This is a genomic window from Chromatiales bacterium (assembly GCA_014323925.1).
GTDB lineage: Bacteria > Pseudomonadota > Gammaproteobacteria > Poriferisulfidales > Oxydemutatoraceae > SP5GCR1.
In genome coordinates, this window is sequence record JACONC010000002.1 from 123,529 (window position 1) to 138,749 (window position 15,221).

Sequence of the window (15,221 nt, forward strand, 5' to 3'; positions counted from 1 at the left end):
ATACCTGCCAGAAGCCACAGAGAAGGCAATAATTAGCTTTGCTTTGTAGATTTATGTATATAATTACTTAAACTTCCAGTATGTATTATAATGTGATGGTAAAAGACACGGTAGTGATATATGGAAATAGTAAATAGCAATAAGGATATTAATAGTGTTGTGCCAACTGGCAGCATGGATCAGATTGTCGAGGATGCAGCCAAGACCTTGAAAGCGATGGCACATCCTCTGCGCCTCAAGATACTCTGTGTGATTGACAGTAGCGAGATGAATGTGCACGAGCTGGTAGAAAAAGTAGGCACATCTCAAAGCAATGTTTCGCAGCATTTATCAGTGTTAAGAGAAAAAAAAATACTAGCCTGTAGAAAAGACTCTAACCGCATGCTGTATCGCATAGGTGATCAGCGTACCTTAATGCTTATAGATATGATGCACAAAGTGTTTTGTTCGCATGTCACTAATGGCAACGGTTCCCTATAAATAAGAGATGCCGAGCGACTACACCAGTTTTATTGCCGATAATTTATTTTTGGTTGCATTATTTTTGATATTGCTAACCGCAATCATTATTACTGAGACTAAGAAACTAACAAAGAAATATAAAGATTTAACGCCTGCTCAAGCAGTGCAATTACTGAATCGGGAAAATGCGGTTATGATTGATGTACGCGAAGTAAGCGAGCTTAGCGGCGACGGCATAAGAGACGCTAAACACATGTCGTTTAGTACATTGACTAATCGCCTTGCCGAGTTGCTTAAAGCTAAAGATAAGCCGGTTATTGCTTTTTGTATGAACGGTTTCAAGTCCTCTAAAGCCTGTCGCTTGCTTTGCAAGCAAGGTTTTACTAAAGTTTATTGTCTAAAAGGAGGCATTGTGGCATGGAAAGACGCAAATATGCCGGTGGTTAAAAAATGAACCAGCCTAAAGTTTTAGTTTACACTTCGGCTAATTGCCCCTACTGCGCTTGGTCTAAGAAACTGCTTGATAAAAAACAAGCCAATTACGAGGAAATTAGAGTAGATCAAGACGATGCTGCCAGAATACGACTACAGAAACTTACCAAACGCACATCAGTGCCACAGATATTTATAGATGATACGCACATCGGCGGATACCAAGACATGGTAGAACTAGACCAAGACGGTGAACTGGACAAACTATTATGCGGGGGCAGGGAATCTTAACCCTATTGGCCAATACTCAATGATATACGAAAACTATGATTGAAGTTAAAAGCATATACATTAAGGATGCTTCTTTTGAATCTCCACATACCCCTAAAATACTCGATTTACAATGGAATCCTAATGTAGATATCGATATGCATAGTATAAACGGAAAGATAGAAGAAGCAGACAATCTCTACGAGTCAATACTGCAAATAACGGTGACTGCCAAACACGAAGAAACAACTATTTTTATGGTCGAAGTAGAACAAGCCGGAGTCTTTCAAATATCGGAGCTGAGTGGCGAGGAACTGAACAAAGCACTACAAGTAGATTGTCCAAATATTCTTTTCCCTTATGCACGCGAAGCCATATCTAGTATAGTTTCTAGGGGAGGATTCCCACAACTACTGTTAGCACCTATTAATTTCAAGAGTATCTATCTACAAAAAAATTATGCAAAAAAAGAGCGGATGACCGGCAAACCTCACTAGAATGCACAAATTAACCATTCTTGGTGCCGGTATATGGGGTACTGCGCTTGCTATACAATTCGGTAACCGTGGTTGCCAAGTCAGTTTGTGGGGACGAAATCAAACCCTAATCTCACAAATGGCAATCTCTCGTTTTAACGCAACTTACCTACCCAATATTAAGCTACCCGACGCAATAACATTTTATAAAGACCTAGATACTGCCATTGCCGCCGGTGACATTATTTTGTTGGTCACACCCAGTGGATCTATACCACAGCTGATTAAGCGGATTGCCCCTGTCATTAACTCTCGACATCAAGGAATAGCATGGGCATGCAAAGGTATAGAAGTGAATAGCGGGCGTTGGACGCACGAAGTAATATCGGAAGTGGTACCCCACTTGCCGTTGGCAGCTATATCAGGACCCTCTTTTGCCCAAGAAGTAGCTATTGGGCTACCAACAGCTTTGGTTATCGCTTGCGAACAGGAGCCCTTTGGACGTACGCTTGCCGAAATGTTGCACAGCGATACACTGCGTGTTTATACAACGACTGATGTGATAGGTGTAGAATGTGGCGGTGCGTTGAAAAATGTTATCGCTATTGCAGCTGGCATATCAGAAGGTCTAAGGCTCGGAGAAAATGCAAAAGCGGCACTGGTCACACGCGGCATAGCCGAAGTTATAAGATTTACTCAAGCAATAGGAGGGCATCGAGAAACCATTGTCGGTTTAGCTGGTATAGGTGATATTATGCTATCGTGTTCAAGCAACAGTTCACGCAATCACAATTTCGGCAAAATGATAGTAAAATACGGGAGTGCTCAAAAAGCACGCGATAAAAACACCAAAGTCGTCGAAGGTGTGGATACCGCAAATGCAGTATTGAGAATAGCACAACGACACAACATAGAAATGCCTATTTGCGAACAAATTGCGTTGATTTTAGCCGACCGGATCACTGCTGAGCAGGCAGTCAAGCAACTATTACAACGACAAGCACCCTTTAAAGCCTGATAGGCGGTCAAGTACTTTTATCGGTATGCGGCATGGATAAAGAAATATCTCATAAGGATGCTATGCTCGGCGTAGAGTTCTGTGGCTTACATTTTAATTCGCCCTTGGTGTTGTTATCAGGCTGTGTGGGTTTCGGTGATGAATATACTCGTGTCAATGGCTTTGCGCTGCAAGAGGTCGGTGCAGTTTGTCTTAAAGGCATCACTTTGGAAGCACGTAGCGGCAACCCTGCACATCGGATTGCTGAGACAGAAGATGGAATGTTGAATGCTATTGGCTTGCAAAACCCAGGCATAGATACATTTATCAATGATATATTACCGACGCTAGATTTTGCCAAAACGCGTTATATCGCTAATATCTCAGGGAACTCCGTTGCTCAATACGGCGAGTTGGCAAACCGATTAGACGACACCAATATTGACGCAATAGAGATTAATATCTCATGCCCTAATATAAAAAAAGGCGGCACTGAATTTGGCAACGATGCAGTGATTTCGGCACAAATCGTTAACATTTGTCGTAAAGCCACTTCCAAACCTCTGATTACCAAGCTATCTCCCAATCAAGCTGATATTGCCAAAAATGCAAAGTATTGTCTTGAAGCCGGTAGCGATGCTTTTTCGGTTATCAACACGATTCCTGGTATAGCGATAGACATAGAAAACCGTACACCCGTATTGGGTAATAATTGCGGTGGTTTATCGGGACCGGCAATTAAGCCTATAGCCTTGCTTAAGGTATTGGAGGTCTATCAAGTATGCCGTCCGCACAACATACCAATTATAGGACAAGGCGGCATAAGTCATGGATGCGATGCAGTTGAGTTTATGCTGGCCGGTGCAACCGCAGTCGGCATAGGAACCGCTCTGTTTTACGAACCGTTAATCTGCGCAGAGATTAATCGTTATATTACTGACTACCTTACCCGACACAAGCTACCGAATGTAAAGACTCTCGTGGGCACTGTTAAAATGCACAATGTCAACTTAAACTCTGGCATTTAAGAAAAATGATTATTTCACATAAACTCAAAATCATATATATAAAGTTAAGAAAAGTTGCCGGCACCTCTTTTGAAGTGGCGCTGTCAAGATACTGCGGTGCCGACGACATATTGACTCCGACGCCCTGCTCAAGGTAGCTCTCTCTATGAAGTCTACTCTAGATACCCCGAGGTAAAATCTATGATAGATAAAATACACGATGAAAATTGGCATAACTATGAGTTGATTAGAAAGTATTGGCCGGTATATAAATCCGAACTGGAAGATACTTTGAGTGGTTCGCAGAACCCATAAGCCGCTACACGCGGGGCATTTCTGCGAGCACCCGTTTGACGAATGGAATGGTAAGGCGATGCTTGCATTGGAAGCCTACTCGACTAATATGATTGACGACTTTGATTAAAGAATCCATATCACGAGGATAGTGGTTTAGTAGATAAGTGATAGCCACCGCCGGTATTTCTGTACCGTTTAGCTTGGCGTGTAAAGCGAGTGCTGCAGGTTTATGTTCATCAGTGATAGCGGTTAATTTATGAACACTGCCCCATAAAAGTCGCGACTTCAAATCAGACAACCGTAGCGCCAACTGTCTGGGATTACTGCGTCCGGCCACCAGCAAACAGCCATTCTCATCGCGCACCCTATTAATCAAGTTAAAAAGTGGACCTTCAATATCTATTTTCGACTCGGCAATGAACTCAGCTTCGTCTATGCAGACAAGATCTACTGACTCTAAGCCGTTGAGTATAGAACTGACTTTGTCACCGACAAGTTGCAAGGGCAGATAAATGCTACGCTTTGACCGATGCGTTATTGCGCTACAAGTCGCTTGCAATAAATGGCTTTTACCACTGCTTGGTGGTCCCCACAGATAAGTTTGGTAGCTTACACCTAGATTAGATTGGCATAAATGATGCAGATGGTCTACTACAGTTTTATTATTTGTCGGCAAGAAATTATCAAAGACTTTGTTTTTCTGTGGGCCAAAGCGTAACAATAGTTGCTTAGATAAACTCATGCCGGTAGTCTATTTAGTTGTGATAACCGATATTTACCCATATGCAATAGTTTTGCAAATAACTTTATAATGCATAAGTTATCTAGCTGAGGCTTTAATCGCATTACGTCCCCATATCCATATATAACCAACACCGCTCAACACAGTAGTCACCGTAACTACGGTGATAAGTCCACTGATCCACTGTTGCGGAACAAAGTTGATTTGGCTGTATATCACAATGACGGTTAGCAATAACTGGAAAAAAGTATTCACTTTGCTAATGATCGATGGCGCGGCGAGAAATTGTTCAATATATAAATAATATGCACCACCGCCAATCACGATGATTAGATCTCGAGCGACGATAAGCAATACCAGCCATACCGGCAACAAATCGATATAAGCTAGCATCACCGTAGCACCGACCAGCATCATCTTGTCGCAGACAGGGTCGAAAAAACCACCAAAGCGAGAGATACAATTGAGTTTTTTAGCTAGAAAACCGTCAACTGCATCGCTCAAACCCATAAAAATAATCAAATAAAGCGCAGCGGAAAAGTGACCAAGATATAATAGATACATCAACACTGGCACTAACAAAAGCCGAATAGCGGTCAATAGATTAGGTATATTGCTCATTATTAAGATTCATTATGGTTATTCAAGTCTACCTTGAATCAGGTAAAATTATATTTTAACTCAAAGCTAAAAATATTCTAATGCCTAATCATTCATATAAAAATGCAAGCCAGCATTATCGTCAGGCTGGTGTAGATATAGCGGCCGGCGAGATGCTGGTTGCTAAAATCAAACGACTGTCTAAGCAAACAAACCGTGAGGGTGTGATAAGCGGTATCGGCGGATTCGCCGGTTTATTTGATTTAGCGGCAGCAGCAAACTATCAAGCACCAGTGATGTTGGCGGCAACTGACGGTGTCGGCACCAAGTTAAAGATCGCGCACGCTATGCACAAGCACGACACAATCGGCATAGATTTGGTAGCCATGTGCGTAAACGATATACTCGCACAAGGCGGAGAGCCAATTTTTTTCCTTGACTACTTGGCTTGCGGAAAACTACATGTAGATACTATGTATACCATTGTCCAAGGCATCGTGCAAGGCTGCAAAGAAGCAAACGCTGCACTGATAGGCGGCGAGACCGCCGAAATGCCAGGCTGCTATCCGCAAGATCAATACGATGTTGCCGGTTTTGCCATTGGTTTGGCTGAACGCAATAACTTGCTACCTAAGACGAACATCAAAGCAGACGATATTATCATTGGTATTGCATCGAGCGGACTACATTCTAACGGCTATTCGGTGATTAATAAGCTGATAGCTGAACATCGCATCAAGCTCAATGAAACACTAGACGGCAGTACTCTGGGTGCCCTTTTATTAAAACCAACAACTATCTATGTAAGTGCGTTGCTACCTTTGATACAGCAAGGACTAGTCACTGCGTTGGCGCACATTACTGGTGGCGGTATAACCTCGAACCTGCCCAGAGTCCTACCTGCGCATCATTGTGCGCTTATCGATAAAAAAGGTTGGCCACGACCGATCATCTTTGATTGGCTACAAAAAGAATGTGCATTAGCCGACGAAGAAATGCTGAGCGTCTACAACTGCGGTATAGGAATGATACTGATAACCACCACCGAACATCAAGCAGCTGTTATGCATCAACTAGAGCTTGCACAGCTACCCGCTTGGCTGATAGGCAGAGTTAAACAGAGTAAAGCTAAAAGTCCTTATGTTGAATACTCTGAACATCGTTAGTAGCTGGTGAAGAGAATCGTCGTTTTGGTCTCCGGGCGCGGTAGTAACCTGCAAGCATTAATAGCAGGTGTGGAGACAGGCTCTATCAGCGGAAAAATTGTAGGGGTGATTAGCGATAGAACCGATGCTGTTGCTATTGAAAAAGCAAAGTATGAAAAAATTGCCACATCGGTAGTTGATGCTAAAACTACCCGCTCACACAATCACTTTGAGACCACCTTAATGAATGCCGTGCAGCAGTATCAGCCCGACTTGATACTGTTAGCTGGCTTCATGAGGATATTGAGTGCACAATTCGTCAAATTTTTTGCAGGGAGTATTATGAATATCCATCCATCTTTGTTACCTGCTTATAAAGGTCTAAACACGCACCGTCGTGTATTGGCTGCCGGTGAGAAAGCACACGGATGCAGTGTACATTTTGTAACATCGGAATTGGATGGCGGACCATTGATAGCGCAAGCGCGGGTTAGTGTTAAAGCCGATGATACACCGCAGACGCTTGCTCAGCGCGTGCTACTAGAAGAACATAGAATATATCCGTATGCGGTCGCTCTGTTTTGTGCAGACCGCATCAAAATGGATGGTGGAGAATGCCTATTGGACGATAAGGTTTTAGAACAGCCGTTGCACCTTAATCAGTAACAGTGTCGGCAAGCTTACGCGGTACTCGGGTTAGAAAAACTATTAAGCCAAGTGCTAGCATGACTATCAGCGACATCAAACCAAAGCGTGGGTTATCGCTGAGATATGTAGTGAAACCAAATAATAGCGGACCTAAGACCACCGCAAATTTGCCCAGCATGTTGTAAATCCCGAAGAATTGGGCTGCGTGTTCGGACGGTACCATATCGGCATAAAAAGCACGGCTTTGGGCTTGCAAGCCACCCTGCACCAAGGCGATTAAAACAACTAGAATATAAAAGCTCAATTGCGAATCTAAAAACGCTCCCCATAAGCAGATAACGATATAAATAAGGATACCAACTGTTATCATAGAATGTGCGCCGAAATGTTCTGCTAGACGGCCGTAAATCAGAGTGGCTGGAAAAGCTATAATTTGTACGAGTAATAGCGCAATCAGCAGATCTTCTACCGGGAATCCTTTCACATCTCCGTAATGTACTGCGATTCTGATAATTGTATCCACGGCGTCTATATAGAGCCAATAAGCTAATAAAAACCATGCCAGTGCCGGCTGTTTACGTAACAGTTTAAGTGGTTTCCAAAAACCAAAAGTAGATGTTTGTCGTTTATGTTTCTCCCGTACCCACAACAATAATGGGATACTGAATAATAACCACCATATACCTACGCCGGCAAAAACGCCTTTTATTTGTTGCATTTGCTCGGCATCACCAAACCACACTGGCAACACGCCGAGAATAAGTGCGATGCCGCCTCCTAAATAGCCCAATGCATAACCGGTTGACGAGATACGATTGTAATAAGTTGGCGAGGTGATGTCGATCAGCATCGCGTCGTAAAAAACATTACCTGCCATAAACATAAAAACCGATAGCACATAGCAGATAAGTGCCGCCTGCCAAAACCCCTCGCCGAGGAAGGTGAAAGCAATTGTCGCCGCCACAGAAATGACCATACATACAGTCAAATAAGCCTTTTTGGCAGCCTTAACATCGGCAAGATATCCTATGACTGGGGCAGCTAGTATGAGCAATATGCCGGACATTGAAGCACCAATCCCCAAAAGTAAACTGATTTCGGAAGCGGCTAATCCTTTTGCCCAATAATTTTTGAATAAAATGGGGAAAAATCCGGCCAGCACGATGGTGGCAAAAGCAGAATTAGCCCAATCGTACAATGACCATGACAAAGTAGCTTTATTCCATCCTCTATGAGTCAGATACTCTAATATGTTGTTATACATGAAAAACCGCAGTGAACAGTTTGTGGTGAAAATGCCACATCAAATCATGTTATCATTTAGTCTTGCAATTGCATAAATAGATTTTGAAAAAGGAGTATGAATAATATAAATATAACCAATTTTCAAGGTATTATCACCGATGATGTAATGCTTTACGATATCTGTGAGGTGTTTGCTAAGTCGCAATATATTGCTTTAGATACCGAATATATGCGCGAAGCTACCTATTATCCGCAACCCTCTTTGGTACAAATCAGCGATGGCAAAAATCATGCCATTTTAGATATCATAGCGTTACAGGATTTACAGCCCTTAAAGAGGTTGCTAGCGACACCTAAAATAACCAAAATTATTCATTCTTACGAGCAAGACCTGATGGTCTTAAAATATATAGGTTGTCCTATCAAACATTCTTTGTTTGATACGCAACTGGCAGCAGCATTTCTAGGTTTTGGTTATATGGTCGGCTATCAGACTCTAGTTGAAACTTGTTTAGGTGTTAAGCTCAAAAAAGGCTATGCGAGATCTAATTGGTTAACCAGACCCTTGGCCAAAGAACAAATTAAATATGCGATTGAAGATGTTATCCATTTGCCCAAACTATATCATTTTCTCAACAAACATTTACAAGCCTCTGGCAAAGCCAGCTGGTGTGAGGAGGATAGCAAGCGAATATTAAATGACTACTACTCCGAGCGTGTCCGCCGTCCCACCCCTAAAGTTTCAGGTGAAGGTCAGCTGACTACCATTTATGAAAAACACCGACTACGAAAGTTAGTAGAGTGGCGCGAAGAAAAAGCAAAAACTGCTAATATGCCGAGGCGGTGGTTAGTTAAAGATAAGTATCTTATTGCGGTTGCTCAAAACCGTATGTCACTCGACGAACTGATAAATATACACAAAGATAATTTAGAAAATGAATATACAGACAAACTTAGTGAACAACTAAAATTAATTAAATACGAAACCCAAAATAGCAAGTATATATCGGCTAAAGATAAGCAATTAATAGAAAAACTAAAGCAGCTAATATCACAAGCCGCCCGAGATCACGGGGTAGAAAAATCTTTAATCGCAAGCCACAAGCAAATTTTAAGGTATGTCAGGGATGAAAAAAATAGAGCGAGTATGGCATTATCTTCCGGCTGGCGTTATCGGATGATAAATCAACCGATTAAAAAATTACTGGCGGCCGGCGATGGCTAAATGTAATATCGCCGAAGCCATCCCGGATGAATTGTTGTTAGATATAAAAAGGGATATAGCAGAATTAAAACCTGCCTCGCTATTAATAATTGCGATACCTTCGATAAATATAGAGCCAATATTTCAGACCTCAGACACCACGACTATAAAGTCTATAGACGACCTCAGTCATTATCTGAATAACGCACCCGTTAATCGTAAATTTGATTTGGCGATCGCTATATTGACTGCCGAAAATATAAAAGACGACCGTTATATGCATCTAATCTCAAAATTACGCGATACTGATAGTGCCAGAGTATATCTGGCGTGTCGTGTGAACACTGAAATTGCCGGTGAAATTATCGATAAACATTACGATACTTGTCTACGCGGCTTAGGTTTCAAGCTGTTACGCATATACCAGCTACAGCCATCGGATAAAATGCAAGTATGCCTTTATTACTACGATATCTATGACTATAAGGAAGTGCCTGATTGGCTAAACGATAGGTTTTGGGCAAACCCAGATATGTGGGATAAGGCACGATGGTGAACCTACAACCTGAAGTTTGCCAGCATCATATACACCCGCAATCATCTGCATATCCTTAACCGAATAGATAAGAATAACAGCTATAGAGGAATCACATCCGTGTGATTCCTCTATCCATCGCTGACAAAGAAATCAAAAAAGCGACAGTACTAGCTACACAATTTAACTGTGATAGCCTTTCTGATCGTATTGCCTGACATCCAGTCCTTCAACTTCTTCGTCTTCGTCGACGCGTAAACCAACCATAGCATTAACAACTTTAAGCACTATGAAGCTCACTATCGCAGTCCACACGATAACCGCAACTACGCCCATTATTTGCACCATGACTTGGTCGCTAATAGTAACGCCTGCTGCCAAACCGGCACCGCCGTATTGCGAAGCGACGAAAACGCCTGCCAGTACAGTGCCTAGGAGACCTCCGACACCGTGTACCGGAAACACATCTAAGGAGTCGTCTATCTTAAGCATGCGCTTGATGAATTGGGTTGCGGTGTAGCATATAGCACCGGCTAAAATACCCAGCACCAAGGCCGCCATAGGACCGACAAAACCAGAAGCAGGCGTGATTGTCCCTAAGCCTGCAACCATACCAGTTACGATACCTAATACAGTCGGTTTGCCATGCTTCAGCCATTCAATGCCGGCCCAGGTTAAGGAAGCTGCTGCTGCACTGATGTGCGTGACCAGCATTGCCATACCTGCATCCGTACCAGCGGCTACTGCGCTACCGGCATTGAATCCGAACCAACCGACCCATAACATACCAGCGCCTGCGACCGTCAAAACCATGCTATGCGGTGGCATAGGCGTAGTAGGGAATCCTATACGCTGCTTCATCACCATAGCCGCTACCAAAGCACCGACCCCAGCTGTAATGTGTACTACAGTACCACCGGCGAAGTCCAGCAAGCCAGCTTCTCCCAGCCAGCCGCCACCCCAAACCCAGTGACATATAGGAAAATAGACGAAAGTCACCCAGAACAAGGTAAAGAGTAGCACTGCCGAAAACTTCATCCGTTCAGCAAAACCACCGACGATCAATGCTGGGGTGATAATCGCAAAGGTGAGTTGGAACATCAAGAACAATGTCTCAGGGATAGAACCTGACATGGTGTCACGTGCTATGCCTGCCAATCCCACCATGCTCAGTCCACCGATGAGGCTATGCAAAGCACCACCGTCACTGAACGCAAGGCTATAACCGTATAGCACCCATATTATAGAAACTAAACAGGTAATGGAAAAACATTGCATTAAAACCGACAACACATTTTTAGATCTAACCAGTCCGGCATAAAAGAGTGATAAGCCGGGTATGGTCATAAACAAAACCAAAGCGGTTGATGTAAGGATCCAAGCAGTATCCCCGCTATCCAATCCGTCTTGGGCATAAGCTGGTATTGCCATGCACGACAAAATTAGCAGTACTCTGCTCAGATGTTTGAAAATACTAAATTGTGTCATCGCCAGTTTCTCCTGTCCGTATCCTAATTGATTGCTCCAAGTTGAAGACAAATATCTTGCCGTCGCCTATCTTACCGGTGTGCGCAGTTTCCCTGATAGTATTAACCACCTTTTCTGCCTGCGCATCAGTTGTCGCAATCTCCAGTTTTAACTTAGGTAAGAAATCAATTACATATTCCGCACCCCGGTAAAACTCAGTATGTCCTTTTTGCCGTCCAAAGCCTTTGACTTCCGAGACGGTCATCCCCTTAACATCAATGCTAGAAAGGGCATCTCGGACTTCATCCAGCTTAAACGGCTGTATGATAGTAATGATATATTTCATTTGAATCTCCAGTTAATTTACTAGTAGCGATAAATCATAACACTAAATTATAATAATTACAATTAGAATTTAATAAAAATTTAAAGCTTCAGTCGCAACATTCGTCTAAAAATAAGAGGGCACTAGAGATAGTTTAAGAAATAGCTTATGATCTATGTCGCTAAAATAAACCCTGTCAGCATCGTGCTTCTTTATCTTAATTTGCTCTATCCATATGCCGTGTATGTTATGGCATCGTGCAAATGACCACATTTTGCTTGATGATATGCTAAAATTATGTATCCTGCTTATGGCTAAATTTCGCAGGGGGAGCAATTATGAGTGGTTTTGCGATACCATCGCTAGTGACGGATACAACTTTAGCAAGTATCAATCGGATTTTGGGTCGGACTCTGGCGTGGATTTTAGTACCAGTATGCACTTTTTTATTATCGGATATTTTCTGGAAAATATATTATCCGGACACGATATCCGGCACACAAAGTAGCGATATTACCAAGCAACTGGCGGTGCGCGAGCAAACCAATAATAAGTCGGCAACATGGGATTGGTTTAGGTTGCGTGAGCCACCCAAGCCTAAGCCCATCAAAATTGCTCGTATCAAGGGAACTTTGTTCGGTATCGTCGGTGTTGGTGATAGTGGCACGGCGATGATTGCCTTAGACGGTGCGGCAGCCAAAATTTATAAAGTCGGCGACGAAATAAAGGAAGGTGTATTTTTATCTCGACTAGGCAGCGACTATGTGATTTTACTAAGGGGCGAGACTGAGGAAAAATTAGCGATAAAGAAAGCCGATAACCTATTCGTTAGTCGAGAGGAAACGGTTAGTGAGCAAACATCGTATCAAGAAGAACCTCCAGTTAAATACTATACGCCGGGTTCTGTGGGTTATCTGGTATCCAAGATTAAGGAAGATCCGCTTAAAATAGGAGAAATGGTAAAATTCGAAACGGTGGATGCTGGGCGTTACGGCTCTGGCGTTAAGGTGGAACCTGTTACAACTGCCGAATACGATTTATTGACCAAGCTCAATTTAAATGCCGGTGATATAGTACTAGGGTTTGATAGGAACCGAGTCACCGATATTATCGAAGACCCCGTATCATACCAAAAGATTTTGAGCGGAGACGAATTTAAGATTCAATTTTTAAGAGAAGGAAAATTGGAAAGTACTTTGGTTAAAATGGAATAACTGGTGTACAAGAAAACTTACTATATATTAGACTATGCTGATAGCAGAAATTAGACCATGCTACAAAAGATTGGGTTAAAAAAGATCATGTTAAAAAAGACCAGGTTAAAAATTTTTAATTTTGAAAAATTGCTCACCATCTTACTTGGCTTCATGCTACTCACCCCGTCAGTGGCGACTGCGGCTACGATTAACTTTAGGGATGTTGAGATCAAACAATTCATTGAGAGTATGTCGGAGTTGACCGGCAAGAATTTCTTAATGGATAACCGGGTACGCGGCAAAGCGACGATTATTGCCAGCACCGAAGTGCCAGATGATGCACTTTACGACATTATGCTTTCGGTTTTGGCAATGCAAGGCTTCAGAGCGGTAGAAGGCGCCAACGGATTGACGACTATCGTACCAGCTAATCTAGCTCCACGCTATTCACCATTGGATGTTGAGAGCACATTGCAAACTGAGATTATCCCCATCCGACATTTAGAGGTAGGATCTATCGTTCCCATCATCCGACCATTGATGACTGGTGAGGCACAAGTCGTCCCATTCAAACGGCTTAACTCGCTGATAATCACTGAGCTCAAAACCAACATCGAGCGTGTCAAAGAGATTATTCGCTCAATAGACAAGAAAACTTTGGAAGATTACGAAATTATAAATCTCAGACATTTGAAAGCTGATGATATAGTAAGAATTATAGAGAAAGCGCGCAACCCTGCTACCAAACAGTTGGTTAAAATTATCGCCGACTCCAAAAACGACCGCGTTATCTTGACCGGTCAACCGGAAGATCGCCTGACATTGCGCGCACTCATAGCCGAACTGGACACCCGCTCAACGACTTCGGATCAACGCGGTGTGGTGCGTGTGATACCTTTGAACTATGCCAACGCTGACGACATGAAGAGTGTACTCAAAGGTTTATTGACCAAACAATTTTTAGAATTAGCAAGCGAAGGTTTTATGGAGGATGACATTAAGAAAGATGACGACAAAAAAGATGACGACAAAAAGGATGATGCCAAAAAAGATGATGACAAAAAAGATGATAAAAAGAAGAGCGAAACGCTAAGCGGCAGCGGCTATACTGTGCAATCTGATCCTGACACCAATGTATTGATAGTCAGCGGTGCCGCCAATTTGGTACAAGCAATCGTTACTGTGGTTGAGCGGTTAGATGTGCCGCGCCCGCAGGTGTTGATAGAAGCGATTATTGCCGAGTTGTCCCTGAGACGATCGGCAGAATTAAAGACACGCTTAGCTGCAGCAAAGGGAGAAGGACGTAATACTATCGGTATACCAGGAGGAGGTGACATAATAACTGACTTGCGCGGATTATTTTCCGCCTTCGATTTCACCGGTAACAGGAGAGATATTCGTGGTTACGCCGGTGTAAAAATTAATGACCTAAACTTAGGTTTGTTTATAGAGGGACTTCTCTCAGATAATAATACCAACATTCTGGCAACACCATCAGTGATGACACTCAATAACGAGAAAGCGATAATAAAAGTTGGCACGGAAAGAAGCATCGAAACTGCAAATGATTTTGTAGGAGATAATGATCAGAGGCGAAGACAAACCTTTGAGCGTCTTCAGGCGGATACCGAACTTACCGTGACACCGCAGATTACCAAAGGTGATGCAGTTAACCTTGATATTAAACAAAAAGTCAGAAGAGTGCAGAATGAAACCGCAACCCAACCCGTAACCGACGACCGGGAGATTGAAACCCGTGTGGTGGTGGATGACGGCAAAATTGTCATTTTAGGTGGATTGGTAAGCGAAAATCGCACCGACATTAAAAGACGATATCCATTATTGAGCAGTATTCCGCTAGTAGGTAACCTATTCAAAGGGCGTGAGAGTAGCAACGACAAAAGCAACATAATGGTATTTATACGCCCGACTATTTTCCGCAATACTGAAGATGCGACTAAAGTCGCTGCCGATCGCTATGTACAACTGCGCCTGGAGCAATTGGAACATCTTAAAAAAACCGATACTCTGCTTGACGAAGAAACGAAATCCATGCTACTGCCACCGCTTAAGTCGGAGCGCAAATCGTCAACCTCCCGCCGCCCCACACCTACTTCTAGAGCTAGACCGCCGTCATCTCGCTCGTCTGACGAACGCACTTAAGAATCGCAAC

General features: G+C 42.9%; 17 protein-coding genes. 12 read left to right on the top strand and 5 right to left on the bottom strand.

Features of this window, described 5'->3' with window-relative positions; genetic code table 11:
* Nucleotides 1-120 precede the first annotated feature (120 nt).
* From GDA45_01440 to GDA45_01465, 6 genes are read left to right on the top strand one after another with little or no spacing between them, the layout of a single operon-like run.
* A complete protein-coding gene (locus GDA45_01440; protein MBC6413587.1) occupies nt 121-480 on the top strand; it encodes a winged helix-turn-helix transcriptional regulator in 360 nt (119 codons plus the stop codon).
* A gap of 7 nt (nt 481-487) precedes the next feature.
* Nucleotides 488-916, top strand: coding sequence for a rhodanese-like domain-containing protein (locus tag GDA45_01445; protein MBC6413588.1), 429 nt, complete (start codon nt 488-490; stop codon nt 914-916).
* Nucleotides 913-1,185 carry a glutaredoxin 3 gene (gene grxC / locus GDA45_01450; GenBank protein ID MBC6413589.1) on the top strand — a complete coding sequence of 91 codons (273 nt, stop codon included), beginning with the start codon at nt 913-915 and terminating at the stop codon, nt 1,183-1,185. The genes GDA45_01445 and grxC overlap by 4 nt, the downstream gene beginning before the upstream one ends.
* 35 nt (nt 1,186-1,220) lie before the next feature.
* Nucleotides 1,221-1,661, top strand: a complete 441-nt coding sequence (gene secB, locus GDA45_01455) for a protein-export chaperone SecB (GenBank protein ID MBC6413590.1) — start codon at nt 1,221-1,223, stop codon at nt 1,659-1,661.
* Nucleotide 1,662: 1 nt separating this feature from the next.
* On the top strand, nt 1,663-2,658 hold the full coding sequence (locus GDA45_01460; GenBank protein MBC6413591.1) for an NAD(P)-dependent glycerol-3-phosphate dehydrogenase: 996 nt from the start codon (nt 1,663-1,665) through the stop codon (nt 2,656-2,658).
* Between the two features lie 32 nt (nt 2,659-2,690).
* Complete coding sequence (locus GDA45_01465; protein ID MBC6413592.1) at nt 2,691-3,665, top strand: dihydroorotate dehydrogenase; 975 nt, start codon at nt 2,691-2,693, stop codon at nt 3,663-3,665.
* Nucleotides 3,666-3,963: 298 nt separating this feature from the next.
* Here the strand turns inward: GDA45_01465 and hda are convergent, their stop codons facing one another.
* Together hda and GDA45_01475 are read right to left on the bottom strand one after the other, a co-directional pair.
* The gene (hda, locus tag GDA45_01470) at nt 3,964-4,683 is read right to left on the bottom strand and encodes a DnaA regulatory inactivator Hda (protein ID MBC6413593.1); all 720 of its coding nucleotides are present in this window, start codon (nt 4,681-4,683) and stop codon (nt 3,964-3,966) included.
* A gap of 78 nt (nt 4,684-4,761) precedes the next feature.
* Nucleotides 4,762-5,304, bottom strand: a complete 543-nt coding sequence (locus GDA45_01475; protein MBC6413594.1) for a CDP-alcohol phosphatidyltransferase family protein — start codon at nt 5,302-5,304, stop codon at nt 4,762-4,764.
* Between the two features lie 80 nt (nt 5,305-5,384).
* Between GDA45_01475 and GDA45_01480 the strand changes: the two genes are divergently transcribed.
* Nucleotides 5,385-6,449, top strand: coding sequence for a phosphoribosylformylglycinamidine cyclo-ligase (locus tag GDA45_01480; GenBank protein MBC6413595.1), 1,065 nt, complete (start codon nt 5,385-5,387; stop codon nt 6,447-6,449).
* 3 nt (nt 6,450-6,452) lie between these two features.
* The gene (locus tag GDA45_01485; protein ID MBC6413596.1) at nt 6,453-7,094 is read left to right on the top strand and encodes a phosphoribosylglycinamide formyltransferase; all 642 of its coding nucleotides are present in this window, start codon (nt 6,453-6,455) and stop codon (nt 7,092-7,094) included.
* Here the strand turns inward: GDA45_01485 and GDA45_01490 are convergent.
* Nucleotides 7,084-8,340 (bottom strand): MFS transporter, encoded by a 1,257-nt coding sequence (locus GDA45_01490; protein MBC6413597.1) that lies wholly within the window; start codon nt 8,338-8,340, stop codon nt 7,084-7,086. The genes GDA45_01485 and GDA45_01490 overlap by 11 nt on opposite strands.
* Before the next feature lie 96 nt (nt 8,341-8,436).
* On the opposite strand from GDA45_01490, the gene GDA45_01495 reads away from it, so the two are divergent.
* Both GDA45_01495 and GDA45_01500 read left to right on the top strand, forming a co-directional pair.
* On the top strand, nt 8,437-9,546 hold the full coding sequence (locus GDA45_01495) for an HRDC domain-containing protein (protein ID MBC6413598.1): 1,110 nt from the start codon (nt 8,437-8,439) through the stop codon (nt 9,544-9,546).
* Entirely contained in the window at nt 9,539-10,081 is a 543-nt protein-coding gene (locus GDA45_01500) for a hypothetical protein (protein ID MBC6413599.1), read from the top strand. Before GDA45_01495 ends, GDA45_01500 begins: the two co-directional genes overlap by 8 nt.
* A gap of 162 nt (nt 10,082-10,243) precedes the next feature.
* On the opposite strand, the gene GDA45_01505 is transcribed toward GDA45_01500, so the two are convergent.
* Nucleotides 10,244-11,548: an ammonium transporter gene (locus GDA45_01505; protein MBC6413600.1), complete on the bottom strand. Its 1,305-nt coding sequence runs from the start codon at nt 11,546-11,548 to the stop codon at nt 10,244-10,246.
* Nucleotides 11,535-11,873 carry a P-II family nitrogen regulator gene (locus tag GDA45_01510; GenBank protein ID MBC6413601.1) on the bottom strand — a complete coding sequence of 113 codons (339 nt, stop codon included), beginning with the start codon at nt 11,871-11,873 and terminating at the stop codon, nt 11,535-11,537. Before GDA45_01510 ends, GDA45_01505 begins: the two co-directional genes overlap by 14 nt.
* Before the next feature lie 317 nt (nt 11,874-12,190).
* Here GDA45_01510 and GDA45_01515 point away from each other — a divergent pair, with 317 nt between their 5' ends.
* Nucleotides 12,191-13,066, top strand: coding sequence for a hypothetical protein (locus GDA45_01515; GenBank protein ID MBC6413602.1), 876 nt, complete (start codon nt 12,191-12,193; stop codon nt 13,064-13,066).
* Nucleotides 13,067-13,123: 57 nt separating this feature from the next.
* On the top strand, nt 13,124-15,211 hold the full coding sequence (gene gspD, locus GDA45_01520; GenBank protein MBC6413603.1) for a type II secretion system secretin GspD: 2,088 nt from the start codon (nt 13,124-13,126) through the stop codon (nt 15,209-15,211).
* Nucleotides 15,212-15,221 lie beyond the last annotated feature (10 nt).

Coding starts and splice junctions, on each gene's coding strand:
- GDA45_01495 (MBC6413598.1), top strand. CDS start 8,437: ATGAATAATATAAATATAACCAATTTTCAAGGTATTATCACCGATGAT.
- GDA45_01505 (MBC6413600.1), bottom strand. CDS start 11,548: ATGACACAATTTAGTATTTTCAAACATCTGAGCAGAGTACTGCTAATT.
- grxC (MBC6413589.1), top strand. CDS start 913: ATGAACCAGCCTAAAGTTTTAGTTTACACTTCGGCTAATTGCCCCTAC.
- secB (MBC6413590.1), top strand. CDS start 1,221: ATGATTGAAGTTAAAAGCATATACATTAAGGATGCTTCTTTTGAATCT.
- gspD (MBC6413603.1), top strand. CDS start 13,124: ATGCTACAAAAGATTGGGTTAAAAAAGATCATGTTAAAAAAGACCAGG.
- GDA45_01475 (MBC6413594.1), bottom strand. CDS start 5,304: ATGAGCAATATACCTAATCTATTGACCGCTATTCGGCTTTTGTTAGTG.
- GDA45_01500 (MBC6413599.1), top strand. CDS start 9,539: ATGGCTAAATGTAATATCGCCGAAGCCATCCCGGATGAATTGTTGTTA.
- GDA45_01440 (MBC6413587.1), top strand. CDS start 121: ATGGAAATAGTAAATAGCAATAAGGATATTAATAGTGTTGTGCCAACT.
- hda (MBC6413593.1), bottom strand. CDS start 4,683: ATGAGTTTATCTAAGCAACTATTGTTACGCTTTGGCCCACAGAAAAAC.
- GDA45_01480 (MBC6413595.1), top strand. CDS start 5,385: ATGCCTAATCATTCATATAAAAATGCAAGCCAGCATTATCGTCAGGCT.
- GDA45_01465 (MBC6413592.1), top strand. CDS start 2,691: ATGGATAAAGAAATATCTCATAAGGATGCTATGCTCGGCGTAGAGTTC.
- GDA45_01515 (MBC6413602.1), top strand. CDS start 12,191: ATGAGTGGTTTTGCGATACCATCGCTAGTGACGGATACAACTTTAGCA.
- GDA45_01445 (MBC6413588.1), top strand. CDS start 488: ATGCCGAGCGACTACACCAGTTTTATTGCCGATAATTTATTTTTGGTT.
- GDA45_01510 (MBC6413601.1), bottom strand. CDS start 11,873: ATGAAATATATCATTACTATCATACAGCCGTTTAAGCTGGATGAAGTC.
- GDA45_01460 (MBC6413591.1), top strand. CDS start 1,663: ATGCACAAATTAACCATTCTTGGTGCCGGTATATGGGGTACTGCGCTT.
- GDA45_01490 (MBC6413597.1), bottom strand. CDS start 8,340: ATGTATAACAACATATTAGAGTATCTGACTCATAGAGGATGGAATAAA.